This is a genomic window from Roseixanthobacter glucoisosaccharinicivorans (assembly GCF_043195095.2).
Taxonomy (GTDB): Bacteria; Pseudomonadota; Alphaproteobacteria; order Rhizobiales; family Xanthobacteraceae; genus NCEH01.
Map to the genome: position 1 here is coordinate 3,245,647 of NZ_CM195538.1, position 18,588 is coordinate 3,264,234.

Annotated in this window: 13 protein-coding genes; 7 read left to right on the forward strand and 6 right to left on the reverse strand. The window is 65.1% G+C overall.

Annotated features, from left to right (window positions below; genetic code table 11):
- Nucleotides 1–96 precede the first annotated feature (96 nt).
- Nucleotides 97–564: a CBS domain-containing protein gene (locus tag V5F78_RS15105; protein WP_394071393.1), complete on the reverse strand. Its 468-nt coding sequence runs from the start codon at nt 562–564 to the stop codon at nt 97–99.
- Between the two features lie 319 nt (nt 565–883).
- Here V5F78_RS15105 and V5F78_RS15110 point away from each other — a divergent pair, with 319 nt between their 5' ends.
- Nucleotides 884–1,573 (forward strand): GntR family transcriptional regulator, encoded by a 690-nt coding sequence (locus tag V5F78_RS15110; RefSeq protein WP_394071247.1) that lies wholly within the window; start codon nt 884–886, stop codon nt 1,571–1,573.
- Between the two features lie 58 nt (nt 1,574–1,631).
- Here the strand turns inward: V5F78_RS15110 and carA are convergent, their stop codons facing one another.
- Entirely contained in the window at nt 1,632–2,837 is a 1,206-nt protein-coding gene (gene carA / locus V5F78_RS15115; RefSeq protein ID WP_394071246.1) for a glutamine-hydrolyzing carbamoyl-phosphate synthase small subunit, read from the reverse strand.
- A 243-nt stretch (nt 2,838–3,080) separates the two neighbouring features.
- On the opposite strand from carA, the gene V5F78_RS15120 reads away from it, so the two are divergent.
- The 3 genes from V5F78_RS15120 to rpoD all read left to right on the forward strand — a co-directional run bounded on the left by V5F78_RS15120 (nt 3,081) and on the right by rpoD (nt 7,847).
- The gene (locus V5F78_RS15120; RefSeq protein WP_394013392.1) at nt 3,081–3,539 is read left to right on the forward strand and encodes a GatB/YqeY domain-containing protein; all 459 of its coding nucleotides are present in this window, start codon (nt 3,081–3,083) and stop codon (nt 3,537–3,539) included.
- Nucleotides 3,540–3,717: 178 nt separating this feature from the next.
- Nucleotides 3,718–5,640: a DNA primase gene (dnaG, locus tag V5F78_RS15125; protein ID WP_394071245.1), complete on the forward strand. Its 1,923-nt coding sequence runs from the start codon at nt 3,718–3,720 to the stop codon at nt 5,638–5,640.
- A 203-nt stretch (nt 5,641–5,843) separates the two neighbouring features.
- Nucleotides 5,844–7,847: an RNA polymerase sigma factor RpoD gene (gene rpoD, locus V5F78_RS15130; RefSeq protein ID WP_348847420.1), complete on the forward strand. Its 2,004-nt coding sequence runs from the start codon at nt 5,844–5,846 to the stop codon at nt 7,845–7,847.
- Between the two features lie 307 nt (nt 7,848–8,154).
- Here rpoD and V5F78_RS15135 read toward each other — a convergent pair whose 3' ends face one another.
- Together V5F78_RS15135 and V5F78_RS15140 are read right to left on the reverse strand one after the other, a co-directional pair.
- The gene (locus V5F78_RS15135) at nt 8,155–11,712 is read right to left on the reverse strand and encodes an autotransporter outer membrane beta-barrel domain-containing protein (protein ID WP_394071244.1); all 3,558 of its coding nucleotides are present in this window, start codon (nt 11,710–11,712) and stop codon (nt 8,155–8,157) included.
- A gap of 96 nt (nt 11,713–11,808) precedes the next feature.
- Nucleotides 11,809–13,194 carry a glutamine synthetase family protein gene (locus V5F78_RS15140; protein WP_394071243.1) on the reverse strand — a complete coding sequence of 462 codons (1,386 nt, stop codon included), beginning with the start codon at nt 13,192–13,194 and terminating at the stop codon, nt 11,809–11,811.
- A 283-nt stretch (nt 13,195–13,477) separates the two neighbouring features.
- Between V5F78_RS15140 and V5F78_RS15145 the strand changes: the two genes are divergently transcribed.
- From V5F78_RS15145 to V5F78_RS15155, 3 genes are read left to right on the forward strand one after another with little or no spacing between them, the layout of a single operon-like run.
- Nucleotides 13,478–14,941 carry a sensor histidine kinase gene (locus V5F78_RS15145; protein ID WP_394071242.1) on the forward strand — a complete coding sequence of 488 codons (1,464 nt, stop codon included), beginning with the start codon at nt 13,478–13,480 and terminating at the stop codon, nt 14,939–14,941.
- On the forward strand, nt 14,934–15,371 hold the full coding sequence (locus tag V5F78_RS15150; RefSeq protein WP_394071241.1) for a response regulator: 438 nt from the start codon (nt 14,934–14,936) through the stop codon (nt 15,369–15,371). Before V5F78_RS15145 ends, V5F78_RS15150 begins: the two co-directional genes overlap by 8 nt.
- Nucleotides 15,371–16,516 carry a response regulator gene (locus V5F78_RS15155; protein WP_394071240.1) on the forward strand — a complete coding sequence of 382 codons (1,146 nt, stop codon included), beginning with the start codon at nt 15,371–15,373 and terminating at the stop codon, nt 16,514–16,516. The genes V5F78_RS15150 and V5F78_RS15155 overlap by 1 nt, the downstream gene beginning before the upstream one ends.
- A gap of 45 nt (nt 16,517–16,561) precedes the next feature.
- Here V5F78_RS15155 and V5F78_RS15160 read toward each other — a convergent pair whose 3' ends face one another.
- Together V5F78_RS15160 and chrA are read right to left on the reverse strand one after the other, a co-directional pair.
- Entirely contained in the window at nt 16,562–16,903 is a 342-nt protein-coding gene (locus V5F78_RS15160; protein WP_394071239.1) for a rhodanese-like domain-containing protein, read from the reverse strand.
- Between the two features lie 88 nt (nt 16,904–16,991).
- Complete coding sequence (gene chrA, locus V5F78_RS15165) at nt 16,992–18,170, reverse strand: chromate efflux transporter (RefSeq protein WP_394071238.1); 1,179 nt, start codon at nt 18,168–18,170, stop codon at nt 16,992–16,994.
- Between the last annotated feature and the right edge of the window lie 418 nt (nt 18,171–18,588).

Consider the following 18,588-nt stretch of genomic DNA (forward strand, 5'->3'; position numbering starts at 1 on the left):
ACGGTTTGCGGCGGTCACATCGAAAAACTGTAGGAACGCCCGCCTACACCCACGGCCAATCTGCAGCGCGGAGCCTTACGCAAGCGGGAAACAGCGTCAGCGCAGCGCAGCGAGCCCCGCCGTCAGGCCCATATCGGCCTGCTCGGCATGGGTGTGCACTTCTTCTTCATGGAGATAGTGCCGCATCAAATCGGTGGCGCTGATCACGCCCACCAGGGCATGATCCACCATCACCGGCAGATGGCGCACCTGATGCTCGTTCATGAGGCGCAGCACGGTCGCGATGGAATCGCCAAGCTCGCACGAGATCACAGCGCGCTTCAGCAGCGTCGCCACCGTGATATTCGGCGTGTTGGCGCCATGCGCGACCAATGCGCGGGTCACATCGCGCTCGGAAAAGACGCCGACCACCGTATTGCCCTCGGTCCGGCAGACGTCCTTGACGACGACGCTGGAGATATTCTCCCGCTTCATCACCATGGCGGCGGTCGCGACGGTCTCGTTCATCCGCACGGTGACGATGCGGGTATCGCGCTTCTCGCGCAGGATGTCGTCCACGGTAATCATCAGCTGTTCCTCACCTTGTGCGCCCACGGTTTGCCCGTGGTTGTCGAAGGCTCCGGCCACCGCCCTTCCCCGAGGGAAAACTGCGGCCGCATCATTGATCCCATGCTGGTATGCAAAATACCCGGTGTCAATAAGCGATGCGGAATCACTCCAAACTGCGTGCGCTGCACTGCAACAGAACAGAGTGCGACTCTTGGCTTTGCCGGCATTACTTGCCGAAAGCTATATTCGATGCCATCACAGTATGATGTATTTCGCCCGCCGGGCGGGCGGGGCGTGGCGGGCCGCGCGCAGCGCAGTCGGGGCAAGGGGTGAGATGACGTACCAGGACATCAACGTGAAGCCGATCGAGACCGAATCGAGCTTCCGCATGAAGGCATACAAGGCGCTTAAGGCGGCCATCATGGAGATGGACATCTATAGCCACGCCGAGGAGATCCGGCTGGAGGAACGCCAGCTCTCCGAAAAGCTCGGCGTCTCGCGCACCCCCATCCGCGAAGCCATGACCCTGCTGGAGCAGGAAGGCTATGTGCGCTCGGTGCCCCGCCGCGGCATCTTCGTGGTGCGCAAGACCAAGCAGGAAATCCTGGAGATGATCACGGTGTGGGCCGCGCTCGAAGGCATGGCCGCCCGCCTCGCCTGCCAGCAGGCCTCGGACGCGGAAATCCGCATGCTGCGCGAGAATGTGCGCGCCTTCGCCGATCGCAATCCGGAAGAGTTCGTCTCCGAATATTCCGCCGCCAACCTCGCCTTCCACCGCCAGATCATCCGCATGTCCGGCTGCCAGCTGATCGCGGACACCACCGACAGCCTGTTCCCCCACATGCGCGGCGTGCGCAAGGTGACGATCGCGCAGGACCATCGCGCCCAGCGTTCCATCGTCGATCACACCCGCATCGTCGAGGCGATCGAGAAGCGCGACGGCGACCTGGCCGAACGCCTCGTGCGCGAGCACACGCTCGGCATCGCCAAGCATGTGGAAGCGCACGGGGACTTTCTGGACTGAGGTTTTGACGCACTGAGGGCATCAATGGCGCTCCCCCTCGGGAGGAGCGCCAGGAGGCTCAAGCCGCCTTGTTCTTCGCCATCAGCGCGACGAAGCGATCGAACAGATAATGGCTGTCCTGCGGGCCCGGGCTGGCCTCGGGGTGATACTGCACCGAGAACACCGGCTTGTCGGCGAGCGAGAGCCCGGCATTGGAGCCGTCGAACAGCGAGACGTGGGTTTCCACCGCGTTGTCGGGCAGGCTCTCGCGATCCACGGCGAAGCCGTGGTTCATGGAGGTGATTTCGACCTTGCCGGTGGTCAGGTCCTTCACCGGGTGGTTCGCCCCATGATGGCCCTGGTGCATTTTCACCGTGCGGCCGCCCACGGCGAGCCCGATCATCTGGTGGCCGAGGCAGATGCCGAAGGTCGGCACGTCGCGCGCAATCAGCTCGCGGATCACCGGCACCGCATATTCCCCGGTCGCCGCCGGATCACCCGGGCCGTTGGAAAGGAACACGCCGTCGGGCTTCAGCGCCATGACTTCGTCCGCCGAGGTGGTGGCCGGCACCACCGTCACCAGGCAGCCGGCGCGGGCGAGCAGGCGCAGGATGTTGCGCTTCACGCCATAATCAATGGCCACCACATGGAACTTGCCCTCGGTGCGGGTGCCGAAGCCGGCATTCCACTGCCAGGGCGTCTCGTCCCATTCGAAGCGCTGCACGGAGGTGACGCCGGGCACCAGGTCCATGCCTTCCAGGCCGGGCCATGCGCGCGCCTTCTCCTTCAGTGCCGGAATGTCGAACACGCCGTCGGGCGAATGGGCGATCACGCCGTTGGGCATGCCGGTGTCGCGGATCAGCGCGGTCAGCGCGCGGGTATCAATGCCGCTGATGCCGGCGATGCCGCGCGCCTTCAGCCACTGGTCGAGGCCGCGGGTGGCGCGGTAATTGGACGGATCGCTCACCGCCGTGCGCAGCACCACGCCGCGCACCCCGGAGGCCGAGGCCATGGACACCGTCTCGATGTCCTCCTCATTGGTCCCCACATTGCCGATATGCGGAAAGGTGAAGGTGATGATCTGGCCGGAATAGGAAGGGTCCGTGAGGATTTCCTCATAGCCGGTGATGGCGGTGTTGAAGCACACCTCGCCAACACCCTCTCCCACTGCGCCGAGGCCGAAGCCTTCGAGCACGGTGCCATCGGCGAGCACGAGAAGCGCGGTCGGCTTCGGCTCGGCCCAGCCTTCGGCCGGGACGTTTGCGTGATCTTGTTCCTGCGTCATGGCTCGCCTAGATAATGAGTCACGCGCCGCACTTCCAGTGCTTCGCGCACGATGCCCGCCATTCCGCTCGGGATTTTTCCAGTTTCGGGGTATATGCGGGGTCGAGGGTGCGCTTTTGGCCCGCTGGCCGCGTTCGGCCGGCATGAGCACCTCGGGTGTGGCGAATGCATCGCCGATCTGGGGACGCGGGCCTGGCGCCAGACGGCTCGAACTTTGGCCGCAACAGCTTCAAGAGGACAGACATTGCTTCGCGACGATATCAACACCGCCCTTAAGGATGCGATGAAGGCCCATGACAAGGTGCGCCTTTCCACGTTGCGCCTCGTCAACGCCGCGCTGAAGGATCGCGATATCGAAGCGCGCGGCCTCGGCAAGGACCCGCTGAGCGATGATGATCTGCGCGCCCTGCTGGCCAAGATGGTCAAGCAGCGCGAGGAAAGCGCGCGTATCTATACCGAGAACGCCCGTCCCGAGCTTGCCGAGCAAGAGCGCGCGGAAATCTCCGTGATCCAGGATTTCCTGCCGCGCCAGCTCGGCGAAGCGGAAACCCGCGCCATCATCGCCGCCGTGGTCGCCGAGATCGAGGCCAAGGGCATCAAGGACATGGGCCGCACCATGGCGGTGCTCAAGGAGCGCCACGCCGGCGCGATCGACTTCGGCAAGGCCTCCGCCTGGGTGAAGGATGCGCTGACGGCCGCGTGAGCGATCCCGCCCGCAGCGTTATCCACTGTGGATAGAGGGGATAGCGGGGGCGTTCCCGCTTTCCCGCGCCAGCTGCGCGCCGTCACCGGGGGCGACGGGCGCATCGCCACATTGGCGCTTTATTATACGGTCCCCGCGCTATGATGCGTGCCTCCTGCAAAGAGCAATCTGACGTCGCATGCGCTTTCCGCCCTCATTCCTCGATGAGATCCGCGCACGGCTTCCCGTGTCGGAGGTGGTGGGCCGGCGCGTCAAGCTGAAGAAGCAGGGGCGCGAGTTCGCCGGCCTCTCGCCCTTCAACGCCGAGAAGACGCCCTCCTTTTTCGTCAATGACCAGAAGGGCTTCTACCATTGCTTCTCATCCGGGAAGCATGGGGACGTGTTCGATTTCCTGATGGAGACCGAGGGACTGCCGTTCGCCGAGGCGGTCGAGCGCCTAGCCTCCATGGCCGGCCTCGCCCTGCCGCAGGTGACGCCGGAAGCCGCCGCAAAGGAAGAGCGCCGCCGCTCCCTGCACGAAGTGATGGCGCTCGCCGCCCGATATTTCGAGGAGAATCTCCAGGCCCGGGCCGGCGCGAAGGCGCGCGGCTATCTGGCGGACCGAGATCTCGGGCCCACCATCCAGAAGCGCTTCCACCTCGGCTATGCCGCGCCCGAGCGCTATGCGCTGAAGGAAGCGCTCGGCAAGGCGGGGGTAAGTGTCGCCGACATGGTGGAAACCGGCCTCTTGATCTCCGGCGACGACATTCCCGTGCCGTACGACCGGTTTCGCGACCGGGTGATGTTTCCCATCACCGATCTCAAGGGCCGGGTGGTGGCGTTCGGCGGGCGGGCGCTGGAAAAGGACGTGGCGGCGAAATATCTGAACTCGCCGGAAACCGTTCTCTTCCATAAGGGGTCTTTGCTTTACAACGGTTTTTCCGCGCGCGCCGCCGTCCATAAAGGGGCGCGGGTGATCGCCGTGGAAGGCTATGTGGACGTGATCGCCATGGTGGAGGCGGGGTTCGAGGGCGCCGTCGCGCCGCTCGGCACCGCGCTCACCGAGGAGCAGTTGCAATTGCTCTGGCGCATGGCCGAGGAACCGGTGCTGCTGTTCGACGGCGACAAGGCCGGTCGGCGCGCGGCCTTCCGCGCCATTGATCTTGCCCTGCCCCATCTCAAGCCCGGCCGCAGTCTCTCCTTCGGCATGCTGCCGGAAGGCCAGGATCCGGACGATCTGATCCGCCGCAGCGGCCGCGAAGCCATGGAAGCCGTGCTTGCCCGCGCCGAGCCGCTCGCCGCCATGCTTTGGGCGCGCGAGTTGGAAGGCGCCAATCTAGAAACGCCCGAGCGCCGCGCGGCGCTGGAGGCGCGGATCGGCGAAGTGGTCTCAACCATCGCCGACGACAATGTGCGCCGCCATTATCGCCAGGATTTGAACGAACGGCTCAAACGCCTGCTCTCCCCGCCGCGGGAAGCACGAGGCTTCGTGGCGGCAGGCCGTGCGCGCAACCCGGATATGCGCGGGGGGCGGTTCAAGCCGCGCGAAGAGCCGCTGGCGGTGCGCGGCGGGGGAGAATTGTCCCGCACCTCGCTCATTCGCGGACCCCTGTCGTCCCTGCCGCGCGGCGAGGCGCTGCTTTTGTTCTGCCTGCTCAACCATCCCTGGCTGATGGATGAGAATGGCGAGGAAATCGCCGAATTGCCGTTTGCCAACGCCGATGCCGACACCCTGCGGCGCGCGTTGCTGGATGCCCATATGGAAGGCAAGGCGAGTGATTCGCTCAGCTTGGCCCAGCAATTGGAAAAAATGGGCGTAGAGGCGCTTTCGCGGCGCGCGCGGGCGGTCGCAAACCCCAGAATGGACTGGCCAGCCTACCCTGATACCGGGCACGAGGATGTGAGACTCTGGTGGAGCCAGTGTACGGCCTTGCATCGCAAGGCTTACGCGTTATCTAGAGAATTGAGGGAGGCTGAACGCTCTCTGGGAGATGACCCGAGCGAAGCCAATTTCGCATGGCTGCGCGATGTGCGGGAACGCCTCTCGGCCGTGGAGGGGACCGAAGCCCTGGTTGAGGGGTTCGGCGCGTCGTCCGGACGCGGCTCTGCACGGTCGGTGTGAATCACCAAGCGTGGCCCTTTCTTGCCGCAGTGTGGTGCGCTGCGCAAATGGAACCTTCCGCTTTCACAGGCGGTCCGGTTCAGGCTGATTTAACGGGACGGCCCTAGGGTCGCCCACGCGATTAAGGGAAGGCGGCGAAATCCTGTGGGGTTGCGTCGCCATTTCGCCGTGGAACACACGCGGCGACTTGTCAGGAGATGTCCATGGCGAAGCAGGCGACCGAAGCGACCGAAGCGCCGGAGAAGGAGAACGACAGCCCCGACGGGCCGTTGCTCGACCTGTCGGACGCGGCCGTTCGGAAAATGATCAAGAATGCCAAGCGCCGCGGCTATGTGACCTATGAGCAGCTCAACGAAGTGATGCCCTCCGAGGAAGTGACCTCCGAGCAGATCGAGGACACCCTCGCCATGCTCAACGACATGGGCATCAATGTCGTTGAGGCCGAAGAGGCCGCCGAGGAAGAGCAGACCGAGGAAGCGGAAGCCGCCGACGAGCCGGAAGAGGTCGAGGGCGGCGAGCTGACCGAGGCCGCACCGCGCGCCGTCGCGCGCTCCGAGAGCAAGTCGGAGCCGGCCGAGCGCACCGACGATCCCGTGCGCATGTATCTGCGCGAAATGGGCACGGTGGAGCTGCTCTCCCGCGAGGGCGAAATCGCCATCGCCAAGCGCATCGAGGCCGGACGCGAGGCGATGATCGCCGGCCTGTGCGAGAGCCCGCTGACCTTCCAGGCCATCATCATCTGGCGCGATGAGCTGACCGAAGGCCGCGTGCTGCTGCGCGACATCATCGATCTCGAAGCCACCTATGCCGGCCCGGAAGGCAAGAACGTGCCGCCGGCGGTCATGGAAGGCGAGACCGCGCTGGCCCCGGAAGCCGGTGAAGACGGCCTGCTGGGCGACGGCGCCTCGCCCGGCGACGACGAGGACGACATGGAGAATTCCCTGTCGCTCGCCGCCATGGAAACCGAGATCAAGCCGAAGGTCGTGGAGACTTTCGACCGCATCGCCGACAGCTACAAGAAGCTGCGGCGCCTGCAGGACCAGAACGTCGAATCCCGGCTCAACAACGAGACCTTGTCCCCGGCGCAGGAGCGCAAGGCCAAGAAACTCAAGGAAGACCTGGTCCTCGACGTGAAGTCGCTGTCCCTCAACCAGGCGCGCATCGACGCCCTGGTGGAGCAGCTCTACGAGATCAACAAGCGCCTCGTGGGCCTGGAAGGCCGCCTGCTGCGCCTCGCCGAGAGCTATGGCGTGCAGCGCGAGGACTTCCTCAAGCAGTACCAGGGCTATGAGCTGGACCCGAAATGGGTGCTGCGGGTCTCCAAGCTCGGCTCCAAGGGCTGGAAGGGCTTCGTCGCCCACGAGAAGGACGGCATCAAGGACCTGCGCGGGGAAATCCACGCGCTCGCCACTGAGACGGCGCTCGAGATCGCGGAATTCCGCAAGATCGTCCAGATGGTCCAGAAGGGCGAGAAGGAAGCCCGTCAGGCCAAGAAGGAAATGGTCGAGGCCAATCTGCGTCTCGTTATCTCCATCGCCAAGAAATACACGAACCGCGGCCTCCAGTTCCTGGACCTGATCCAGGAAGGCAACATCGGCCTCATGAAGGCGGTCGATAAGTTCGAGTATCGGCGCGGCTATAAGTTCTCGACCTATGCCACTTGGTGGATTCGCCAGGCGATCACCCGCTCGATCGCCGACCAGGCCCGCACCATCCGCATCCCGGTGCACATGATCGAGACGATCAACAAGATCGTGCGCACCTCGCGCCAGATGCTGCATGAGATCGGCCGCGAGCCGACCCCGGAAGAGCTGGCCGAGAAGCTCGGCATGCCGCTGGAAAAGGTGCGCAAGGTCTTGAAGATCGCCAAGGAGCCGATCTCCCTCGAAACGCCCATCGGCGACGAGGAAGACAGCCATCTCGGCGACTTCATCGAGGACAAGAACGCGATCCTGCCGATCGACGCGGCGATCCAGTCGAACCTGCGGGAAACCACCACCCGCGTGCTCGCTTCGCTCACCCCGCGCGAGGAGCGCGTGCTGCGCATGCGCTTCGGCATCGGCATGAACACCGATCACACCTTGGAAGAGGTGGGCCAGCAGTTCAGCGTCACGCGCGAACGCATCCGGCAGATCGAGGCCAAGGCCCTGCGCAAGCTCAAGCACCCGAGCCGCTCGCGCAAGCTGCGCTCGTTCTTGGACAATTGAGCCCGGGCGCGTCTGCATCCCAAATGAAAAAGGCCCGGCATGCGCCGGGCCTTTTTCATGTCCGCCATCCGGTGTCTCAGCGCTTCGCCGAGCCGGTGTAATGATCGGTCCAGGCGAGAACCGCGGCAAAGGCGACGAAAGCCAGAACGATTGCGGTGATGGTGATTGCGACGTCTGCAGGCATGGCACGTTTCCCTTCCTGCAACGGAAGCTAAGCCGTCCCCTTCCCCGCGCTTTGATCTGCCGCAAACAAAATCACCCTGCGCCCACGCGTCGCGTCCCGCCTCGAAGAACGGGAACGGCGAGGCTAGAAGCGCCAGGTGAAGTTCCCCTTCACCGCATTTTCCGTGATGTTCGAGCCGAGTTGGCCGTTGTAGAAGATGCCGAGGTCCACCGCCTCGCCCAGCTTGGCGCTGAGACCGGCGCCGACCACCAGGGCATCTTCCGCGAGCGGCGCGCCTGTCACGGTGAAGGGTATGGGCGCTCCGGCGAACGCCATGGTGGTGGTGGGCGCCAGATCGCCGAACGCATGCTGCCAGCCGAGCGTCCCCGACAAGGTCAGGGGCGGCGCGGCTCCGAGCCGCAGCTCGCTCGACCCACGCAGGCCGAGGACCGTGCTCAGCGTATCGAAATCGCTCGCCCGGCCGGACAGCATGGCCGCGCCCAGGCTTTCCGTGAAACCGTCGGTCGACTGGGCGACGTAGGAGAAGCCGGCAAACGGCTCCAGCACCGACGCCTTCCCCAGGGACGGCAGTGCAAAGTCGTAGCCAAGTTCGCCGAACAGCTGGCCCGTACGCCCGGCATAGCCGGCGCCGTAGCCCTGGGCGAAGCCCGGCAGCACCACCGAGCGGCTGGTGGAAATGTCATGCCAGGAATAGGCGGCGCCGAGGCGCACCGCCCATGCCCCCATCGCGCTCGCCCCGAAGCTGCGGCCGGCATAGAGCGCGAGGTCGTAAGTGTCGCTGGACCCGTTGGACGGCACGGTGTCGAGGTCGAACGTGCTCTGTCCGAAGCCCGCCGCGAGGCCGACGCGCCAGTCCGCCCAGGCGGTATCGAGCCCGATCAGGAAGCCGCCGATGGAACTGGAATAGCCTGAGGCGTTGGCATTGCCGTTATTATCGCCCCAGCCGCCATAGGCCTGGACCCATAAGGTGGCGCCGAGCGAACCGAGCGTGGCCGTGGTGGGCGCATCGCCGACAATAGTGCCGGATGTCGCCTGCCGCAGGCGGCCGGAAATCGCATCCCGCACATAGGTCGACTGGGTCTGGAGCACGCTCTGGGCCGTGGCGTGCACTTCGCCGGAAAGCGCGTCGAAGGCGGCGGGCGCTGCCCCGGCGGTCAGAATGGCCAGTGCGGGAATGAGGGAAGAGGAGACCGGCAGGCTGTCGGCCGCGAAAGCGGTGGCCGCCTGGTTGGGCGTCTGCGCCAACGCGGCAAAGGGCACCGCGCTGCGCCCGAGGGTTGCCACGAGATCGCCGTTCGATACCGAGAAGCCCGAACCGAGGAAGGGATAGAGCGCGCCCGCCGTTCCGATCTCGGAATCTGCGGCGAAGACGAAACTGCCGGAAATGCTCGCGGCACTGATGAGCGTATAGCTGGCGCCATATTGCGGCACGAAACCGGCGCCCGGCTTGAGGTGGATCTGCGCACCATCCGAAATCACGGCCCCGCCCACCAGGATCTGGTCGGAGGTGCCGTTGGCGCCGAGTTCCATCAGCAGCGTGGAGCCGGACGCGAATGCGGCGTTGTTGGCTACCAGGATCTTGCCGATGGAATTGCCGGGCGAGACGGTGGACCCACTCTGGGCGAGCAGGTTCGTCACCGTTCCGCTGCCGGACTGGGTTCCAGTCACAATCACGGTGCCATTCAGCGTGCCGTTGTTTTTGAAGGTGCCGTTATTGACGATGTCGGCATTGATGATGCCGGTATTGATGATGGTGCCGTCGTTCACCAGAAGGCCCTGCTGGCCTGTGGGGGTGGCGCTGCTCGGCGATACTGATGCGAATGTCTGCGGGACGGGCCCAGCGCCGCCGGAGATCTGCGCCCCACCAGCGACGCCCGTGATCTGGACACCACCAAAAGTGCCGGTGATCTGGACACCACCATAGGGGACTGAGAGCTGGCCCGCACCAGAGGAGCCGCTTAAATAGATTGCGGAAAAACCTCCCGAAGAGACGCTGGTGTTCGACAACACCGTCGTTGCCGTGAACGTGCCGGCATTGGTGAGCGTGGCGCCGCTGCCGACACTATAGCCGCCGGTCGCGTTGCCGCCAGTATCGACCACAGTATAGGACTGGAACGCGGCGCCTTTCGCGATATTCAGCGCGCCGGAATAGACCGCGCCAGTCGCGGCATTGTTCAGCACCGTGGTGCCGCCGGTCACCGCCACTGATCCCAGGTGCGTGATGCTGCCGTTCAGATAAATGGTGCCGCTGGCGAGGGTGAGAACTTCGCTGCCCGTGAAGCCGGAAATGGGGCTGTTGAAAGTGGCCGCGCCGGTGGAGGAGACGGTGCTTGCCCCCATCAGCAGCACCGGAAGGTCGGTCGCGAAATCCTGGGTGAGATCGAGATTGCCCTGGGCGGCGATGATCTGTTTCACGCTCGCATTGGTCTGCGAACTGAAATTGTTCGGGGCAATCCCGATGAACCCGCCATCCCCGTCATAGAGGACATCGAAGCCGGCATAGGTGTGCAGGCTCGAATTCACGAACTGACTGGCGGGATTGTAGAGATTGATCACGCCGGGGACCTGGGGATTGCCCGTGTCGCCCGCGGTTATGGTGTAGGTGGCGCTGCCCCCGACAAAGGAGATTCCCACCGTGGTGTTGACCGGCGCGACGCCGTCCGGCGCGCCGGGCACTTCAATGAAGGCGTCGGTCACGCCGGTATCCATGAGCAGCGTGCCGGTGCCGGACACGACATTGCTGCCTGGCACCTGAATCGTCACCTGCGCCTGGACCGCCTGCCAATTGTTGGGGCCGCCGGCCGCAGAGGGGTTCGCCAAGGCCAGCTGGCCGTAGGTGAAGGCCGCAGCGGAGGTGTTGGCGGTCGTCAATCCGAGCTCGACCTGGGTGGGCGTGATGATGTAGCCGCGGCGGACAGTGCCCTCGTTCATGCCGGTGATGTTGAGGAACGGATTGTAGATCGAGGATGTGGTGGGCTTGCCGTTCAGAACTTTGATGGCCTCTGTCGTGTTCGACACATCGACGGTGCCCGCGCCCATCGTATTGCGATCGAAGCCAACCCCCATCATCAGCGCGCCGGCGCAGTTCACGCCAGTGGTGCAATTCGGCGTGGCGGTGACGGAATTGGGGTTGGCGGTCGTCACACTCCCTGGAGGACAGCCATTCGCGCTGTCCGGATTGAGGCATTGGCTGTGGGTCACGACCAGAATGGGCATCGTGTCCGTGGTGACTGCCACGCCCGTCTGGGTGGTCGTGCCGTCCACCTTGCTGCCGCTGAATGAAACCGTAGCGTTGGTGAAATAGCCGGTCAGCAGCACGTCGGTGCTGTTGTAGAACACCCAGCCCACGGTGCCGTTCGAAGTTGGAATGGCTTGGTTCTTGTTGATGAAATCCTGGGTTCCCACGGCGATGCCGGTCGAGCCGGTATCGAGTGTGGGATAGAAGGCCGGGCCACCGTTGATGGACATGGCAATTGTGAGAGATTGTCCCGGCCTTCCAGCCGCCGCGTTGGCCAGGGCCTGGCTCAGATCGGTCGCATAGGGGACGGTGTAGGACGTATTGTAATTGTCATACATGTTCCAGCTTTGCGCGGCGGCAAAACCGGTGCTCGCGACAAGAATAGCAATCGTCAGGCGAACAGAGGCGAACAGGCCCCTCCACCGCACGTCCGGAAATTGCACGAGACGCTCCCCAGGCCCAGCGTATCCGCGATGGACGCTAGGCGGGGAACACGGCATCGTCAATAGCTACCAAAATACCGGATAAAGGGACACCGCTTATAGATAAGTGTCATATTCCAGCGGTAGGATGACCCGCGTAAAAGCGTCCAGCTCGGCTTGCTTCATCACCGCATAAACCCGGCGATATTCCGCCCCGAACGCACGCGCGATGAAATCGGAAGCGGCGAACCGCTGGACCGCCTCGGCCATGGAAGGGGAAAGGCGCGGCACGTCGTAATCATAAGCGTTGCCGATGAGCGGCTCCGGCGGCTCGATCCGCGCTTCGATGCCCTCCAGGATGCCAGCGAGAATGCCCGCCAGAACAAGATGCGGATGCGCCTCGGCCCCGGCAATGCGATGCTCCAGGCGCCGTGCCTGGGGCGGACCGTTGGGGACGCGCACCGCCACCGAGCGGTTGTCATATCCCCAGGTGATACCGGTGGGCGCGTAGGAGCCCGGCACGAGGCGGCGATAGCCATTATAGCTCGGCACGAACAGCAGCGTCGCGTCGGCCATGGTGGCGAGCAGCCCGCCGGCGCCGTGCCGCAGCAGGGTGTCCCCCTCCCCGCCCTCGCGCGCGAACACGTTGCGGCCGTCGCCATCTTGCAGGCTCACATGCACATGCATGCCGTTGCCGGCAAAATCGGCGAGCGGCTTGGCCATGAAGGTGGCGCGCAGCCCGTGCTTGCGGGCCACGCCCTCGATGGCGCGGCGCAGCAGAATGGCGTCGTCCGCCGCCTTGAGCGCATCGGCGCGGTGGTAGAGATTGACCTCGAACTGCCCCGGCGCCGCCTCCGAGATCACCGTGTCGGTCGGCAGCCCCTGGGCTTCCGCCGCCGCGCGCATGTCGTGCAGCACCGGGGCGAAAGCGTCGAGATCGGACATGGCATACATGTTCTGCCGCGCCTGGCCGGTGGCGGGAAACACCGGCTCCGGCGGTGCGCCCTCGGCGCCGGGCTTGAGCAGATAGAATTCCAGCTCGAAGGCGACGCAGGGCGTCAGGCCAAGCGCGGCGAGCCGGTCCACCAGCCTCGCCAATTGCTGGCGCGGATCGAGAACCCAGGGCGTACCGTCGGGCTCGTGCATGGTGATGAGCACCTGGGCAGCGGCGCGGGGTGACCAGGGCACCGGCTTGAGTGTGCCGGGCACGGGCCAGCACAACCCATCCTTGTCGCCGGTTTCCAGATGAATGCCGGTCTCCGCGACTTCGCACCCCCACACGTCCAGTCCGAAGATGGACAGCGGAATCGGCACCCCACTGTCCCACACCTTGGACAGCGCTTGGCCGGGAAGCCATTTGCCGCGCAGCACGCCGCTGGTGTCCGGCAGGAGCACTTCTACGATGTCGGGCACCCCGTGGGCCTCGACATAAGCGTCGGCCTCCCCGCGCATGGCGGCCCCGGTGGCATCTTGAGCAAAGGGGCCGGCTCCTGGACGCTGCATGATACTCCTACTTGCAATGAGATCGCGGGCTTATCCAAGCGCGTCGGCGCGGAACCTACAAGCTGGGGCTCGGCTTTTATTTTCCTCCTCCCTGCAACTTCCTTGGCCGAAAGTTGTTTCGACAGGGGAAACTGCGCTATTCTTGGACTCCAGCCCGGGGCCGGGAGGTGTACCCTCGCAATCGTGTGTGCACACGCCGCCGTGTGTGACGGCGGCCCCTTGCACGGAGACCCGGTCTTTGACGTCCCTGCCCCTTCTTGAACCTTTGCGCCGATCCCGTGGTTTGAGCCAATCGGCCGTTCTGGCCCTCGGCTTCGTGGTTCTCATCGCGATCAGTGCCGCCTCGATCTGGCTGGTGAACCGGGCCAAGGATGATTCCTCCCAGGTCAGCCATACGCTCCGGGTGGAAAACACGCTCTCCCAGGTGCAGATCATGGTGCGACGCGCGGAGAGCGCGCAGCGCGGCTATTTGCTGACCGGCGACGCCAGTTATCTGGATTTCTTCGAGGAGACCCTGGCGCAGGTCGTGCCCACCCTGCTGAAGACCCGCGCCACCACGGCCGACAATCCGGATCGCCAGCGGGCGCTCGCGGCCCTGGAGCCGAACGTCACCCAGAAGCTGGAGGAACTGCGCCAGACCGTGGACCTCTACAAGTCCGGCGATGTCGCCGGCGCCCTCAAGGTCGTGCGCACCGATCGTGGCGAGGCGCTCATGCGCGAGATCACCGCCCAGATCGACGCCATGAGGGACCAGGAAGAGCGGTTGCTCGCCCAGCGCACCACCTCGTCCAACCAGACCAGCCTGTGGCTTCTTCTGGTGAATCTCGTCGGCGTCGTGGCGATCATAGGCCTTGCGGGCCTCTCCATGCATCTGGTCCAACGCAACACCGCCGCTTTGCGGGACGCGCACAAAGAAGTCGCCCATGCGAATCAGAGCCTGGAACGGCGCGTGCTGGAGCGCACCGCCGATCTGCAGGAAGCCAATAATGAGATTCAGAGCTTCGCTTATATCGTGAGCCACGACCTGCGCTCGCCGCTGGTGAACATCATGGGCTTCACCAGCGAGCTGGAGGCCCTGCGGACCGACCTGTTCGATCGCATCGCCACCTTGCGCGAAAAGGCGAACGATACGGACGTGGCGCGCGATGCCGAGCTGGGGCGCGATTTCGAAGAGGCGTTCGGCTTCATCAAGGCGTCCATCACGAAGATGGACCGGCTCATCAAGGCGATCCTCGATTTGTCCCGCCAGGGGCGCGCGGAGTTTCATCCCGTGCCTGTGGAGGTGGCGCCGCTGGTGGAGAATATCGCCGCCACCATGGCGCACCAATTGCTGGAGCGCGATGCGTCCCTCACGGTCGGCCGCCTGCCGCCGATCGTCAGCGACCGCTTGGCGCTGGAGCAAATTTTCACCAATCTGATCGACAATGCGGTAAAGTATTTGCGTGCCGACGTGCCAGGCCGTATCGAGATTTCCGCCAGCGAGAGCCGCGGGTACATCACCTATCTGGTCAGCGACAATGGGCGCGGCATAGATCCGCGCGACAAGGTCCGGGTGTTTGAATTGTTCCGCCGCTCGGGCCCGCAGGACCGGCCGGGGGAAGGCATTGGTCTTGCCCATGTGCGCACCTTGGTGCGACGAATGGGCGGAGCGATTATCATGGATTCGGAACTGGGACGGGGCACCACCTTCAAGGTCACGTTGCCGCGGCGCCTGGTACAGAATGCCGAAGAGGAAAAGCATGACTGAACACGTCACCATCATCATGATCGAGGATGACGAAGGCCATGCCCGTCTGATCGAGAAGAATATCCGCCGCGCCGGCGTGCTGAATGAGATTCTTCCCTTTACCGACGGCACGACCGCGGTCGATTTCCTGTTCGGGCCCGACGGCACCGCCGCCAAGAATGCCGGCCGCGCGCTGCTGGTGCTGCTGGATCTCAACCTGCCGGACATGACCGGGGTGGATATTCTCAAGCGCATCAAGGAGAACGAGCATCTGCGGCTGTCGCCCGTGGTCGTGCTCACCACCACCGACGACAAGGTGGAAATCCAGCGGTGCTATGATCTCGGCGCCAATGTCTATGTGACGAAGCCGGTCAATTACGAGAACTTCGCCAACGCGATCCGCCAGTTGGGCCTGTTCTTTTCCGTCATCCAGGTGCCGAAGGCCAAGTGATGCCCGAAGCGGCGCAGCCCGATGCGGTCTCACAGCATGCGCGCGACGCCGCCACCGAGGTGGACGCTGCGCAGGCGGAGGCCGTACGGGTTCTCTATGTCGACGACGATCCCGGGCTCGGCCGCCTCGTGCAGCGCCAGCTGGGGCGGCTCGGCTATGTCGTGGAAACAGCGACCTCAGGCACCGATGGCCTCGCCCGGCTGGCCGAGGGCGGCATCCATGTGGTCGCGCTCGACCATTACATGCCCGGACAGGACGGCCTTGAGACCCTCGCCGCCATCCGCGCGCTGCCCGATCCTCCCCCGGTGGTCTATGTCACCGGCACCCAGGAGAGCCGCATCGCCGTCGCTGCGCTGAAGGCGGGCGCCACCGATTATGTGGTGAAGGAGATCCAGGGCGACTTCATCGAACTTCTGCGCTCGGCTATCGCGGCCGCACTCGACGCAGTCAAGATGCGCAAGGCGCATGAGGCGGCCGAGGCGGAAATCCGCGCCGCGCGCGACCGCTTCGAAGCCCTCGCCGCCGAACGCGCACTGCTGCTGCGGGAGATGAATCATCGGGTCGGCAATTCCTTGCAGATCATCGTCTCGCTGCTCCATGTCCAGGCCGGCGCCACGGAGAACGTGGAAGTTCAGGAGGCGCTGAACGCGGCCCGCGGGCGGGTCGCGGCGGTCGCCCAGGTGCATCGGCGCCTCTACACCTCGGACCAGGTCACCACGGTTGCGGCGGACCAATATCTCTCCGCCCTGCTGGACGATCTCCAGGTTTCCGCGAAGCACGCCGAATTCGGCGTGACCCTCTCCATCGAGGCGGACCCGATCGAGATCGACCCCGATCGCGCCGTCGCCATCGGTGTGATCGTGACCGAACTAGTGATCAACGCCTCGAAATATGCCTATCCCGGCGGATCGGGTCCGGTGCGGGTGGAATTGCGCAGCGCGGCAGACCAGATCCTGCTCGCGGTGGAGGATGACGGAGCGGGCATTTCGCCCGACATCGCGGCCCAGTCGAATGGCCTTGGCAACCGCATCGTGCGTGCCATGTCCAACAAGCTCGGCGCGGAGCTCGCCTTCGAGCCGCGCGAGCGCGGGGCGCGCGTCTCTCTTCGCTTTGCCAGCGCCCAGCCCGCGATCGGCGGGTTCTGACGCGGCGCCGCCGGTCCGGAGGGTCCGAGGGCGCCGCTTGCGCGCTCAGCCCTGCGCCGTGGGGAAGCCCGCCTGCTTCCAGCCGAGAATCCCGCCCTGCATATGCTCTTCCAGCGGTGAGCCGGAGGCCTGAACGATGGCCGCCGCGCGCTGCGACCGCTGGCCGGAGCGGCAGGAGAAGACGATTCTCTTGCCCTGCGCGTCCGGCAGGGCCGCGGGATCGAAGGCGGAAAGCGGCATCAGCGCGGCACCCGGGATGCTTTCGGCGCGCGTTTCGTCAGGTTCGCGCACATCCACCAGGAGGATGCTGCCATCCTCCATGCCGGCCTTGACCTCGGCGGGGGTGAGATGGGTGATGCGGCCGCCGAAGGGATTGGTTTCGCTCATGAGATCGGTCCTGGAAAAACATGAAAGTGGCGAAGCGCGGGGCTGCGCGCAAGGCCCCGATTGAGGCGGAGCATTCCGGCACTCTGCTTTAAAGCACGAGGGCGCCGCCCGCCGCTGCGAACGCCACCACAGCCCAAGCCGGCATCCGCCACACGGCCAGCCCGAGATAGCACGCCACAGCCAGGGCAAAGGCATAGGGGCCGGTGACGCCCTCCGGCAGCACCACGGTCCACAAAGCCGCCCCCAACAGGCCGACCACTGCGGCGTTCACCCCCGCCAGCAGGCGCCGGGCCGCCGGCGCGGCGCGCAGCCGCTCCCAGAACGGCACCGCGCCCACCACCAGCAAGGCGGACGGCGCAAAAATGGCGAGCAGGGCGATGCTTGCGCCCGCAATGCCCGAGGGTGGGCGCTGCGCCACAGCGCCCAGAAAGGCGGCGAAGGTGAACAGCGGGCCGGGCATCGCCTGCGCCGCGCCATAGCCGGCAAGGAACGCGTCCTTGGACACGAGCCCGGTGCCCACCGTCTCCGCATCCAGCAGTGGCAGCACCACATGGCCGCCGCCAAACACCAGCGATCCGGCGCGAAAGAAGCGCTCCGCCAGATCCCAACCGCCCGATTGCGAGAGCTGCGCAACGACCGGCAGCAGCAGCAGGCCGGCGGCGAACAGGACCAGGGCGCCGAGCGCCATGCGCCGCGAGATGCCGAGGGGGGGAAAGGGATCGCCGGACGCGCCGGTGACCGCATGGAGCAGGAAAGACCCGGCGAGCGCCCCGAGCGCGATGGCGAGCAATTGCCCTCCGCTCCCCGGCAGGCAAACCGCCAGGATGGCGGCGCAGAGGGCGATGGAGGTGGTGCGCTTTTCCGGGCACAGGGCGCGCGCCATGCCGAGCACCGCATGGCACACGACCGCGACCGCCGCCGCCTTCAGGCCCGCCACCCAGCCGGCGCCGCCAAGCCCGCCCACGCGATCCAGCATCAGGGCGAAGGCCACCATGAGCACGGCGGACGGCAAGGTGAAGCCGATGAAGGCGAGGCACAGGCCCGGCAAGCCGGCGCGCATGAGCCCCACGGCCATGCTGACCTGGCTCGAGGCCGGGCCGGGCAGGAACTGGCAGAGCGCAACCAGATCGGCATAGGCACTGTCGGTGAGCCAGGCCCGGCGCACCACGAATTCCTCACGAAAATAGCCGAGATGGGCGATCGGACCGCCGAAGCAGGTCATGCCGAGGCGCAAAAAAATGCCGAATAAATTCAACAGGCCAGACATGTTTAATACCCGCTCAGATTGTAGGGAGAATCCAACCATCCCATGAAGCGGCGCACGCGAGCGGCGCTCCTCCCTCCGGTTCCGAAAGGGGAGGAAGCGCCCCTTCCTTGAATGAAAACAAGGGGGTGACGCAAGGCACGCGACGTCGCATGCCGCATTTCAAAGTCAAACTCTACATCACTACCTCTAATGAACTCGATCTGAGCAGGCCGCTCATCTCTCGTTCATGTTGAGCTTGGTATGAAAGACTCAACAAATCCCGTCGCTTGCTGCAGCCTTGCGTTGCAAGACAATTGGCGGGACAGGTCCTGAGGTTGCCGGTGCATCGTCTCCCGCCTTGGCCGTGACAGAGCTATTGATCGGGTCGTTCCCCCGCACGTGTCCGATCAGTGGAAAGGCGTCGGCGCAAGCCGGCGCC

What these genes read in the sequence shown, in the direction of transcription:
- rpoD (WP_348847420.1), top strand. Translation starts at nt 5,844, where the DNA reads ATGGCGAAGCAGGCGACCGAAGCGACCGAAGCGCCGGAGAAGGAGAAC.
- V5F78_RS15140 (WP_394071243.1), bottom strand. Translation starts at nt 13,194, where the DNA reads ATGCAGCGTCCAGGAGCCGGCCCCTTTGCTCAAGATGCCACCGGGGCC.
- chrA (WP_394071238.1), bottom strand. Translation starts at nt 18,170, where the DNA reads ATGTCTGGCCTGTTGAATTTATTCGGCATTTTTTTGCGCCTCGGCATG.
- V5F78_RS15110 (WP_394071247.1), top strand. Translation starts at nt 884, where the DNA reads ATGACGTACCAGGACATCAACGTGAAGCCGATCGAGACCGAATCGAGC.
- carA (WP_394071246.1), bottom strand. Translation starts at nt 2,837, where the DNA reads ATGACGCAGGAACAAGATCACGCAAACGTCCCGGCCGAAGGCTGGGCC.
- V5F78_RS15160 (WP_394071239.1), bottom strand. Translation starts at nt 16,903, where the DNA reads ATGAGCGAAACCAATCCCTTCGGCGGCCGCATCACCCATCTCACCCCC.
- V5F78_RS15150 (WP_394071241.1), top strand. Translation starts at nt 14,934, where the DNA reads ATGACTGAACACGTCACCATCATCATGATCGAGGATGACGAAGGCCAT.
- V5F78_RS15155 (WP_394071240.1), top strand. Translation starts at nt 15,371, where the DNA reads ATGCCCGAAGCGGCGCAGCCCGATGCGGTCTCACAGCATGCGCGCGAC.
- dnaG (WP_394071245.1), top strand. Translation starts at nt 3,718, where the DNA reads ATGCGCTTTCCGCCCTCATTCCTCGATGAGATCCGCGCACGGCTTCCC.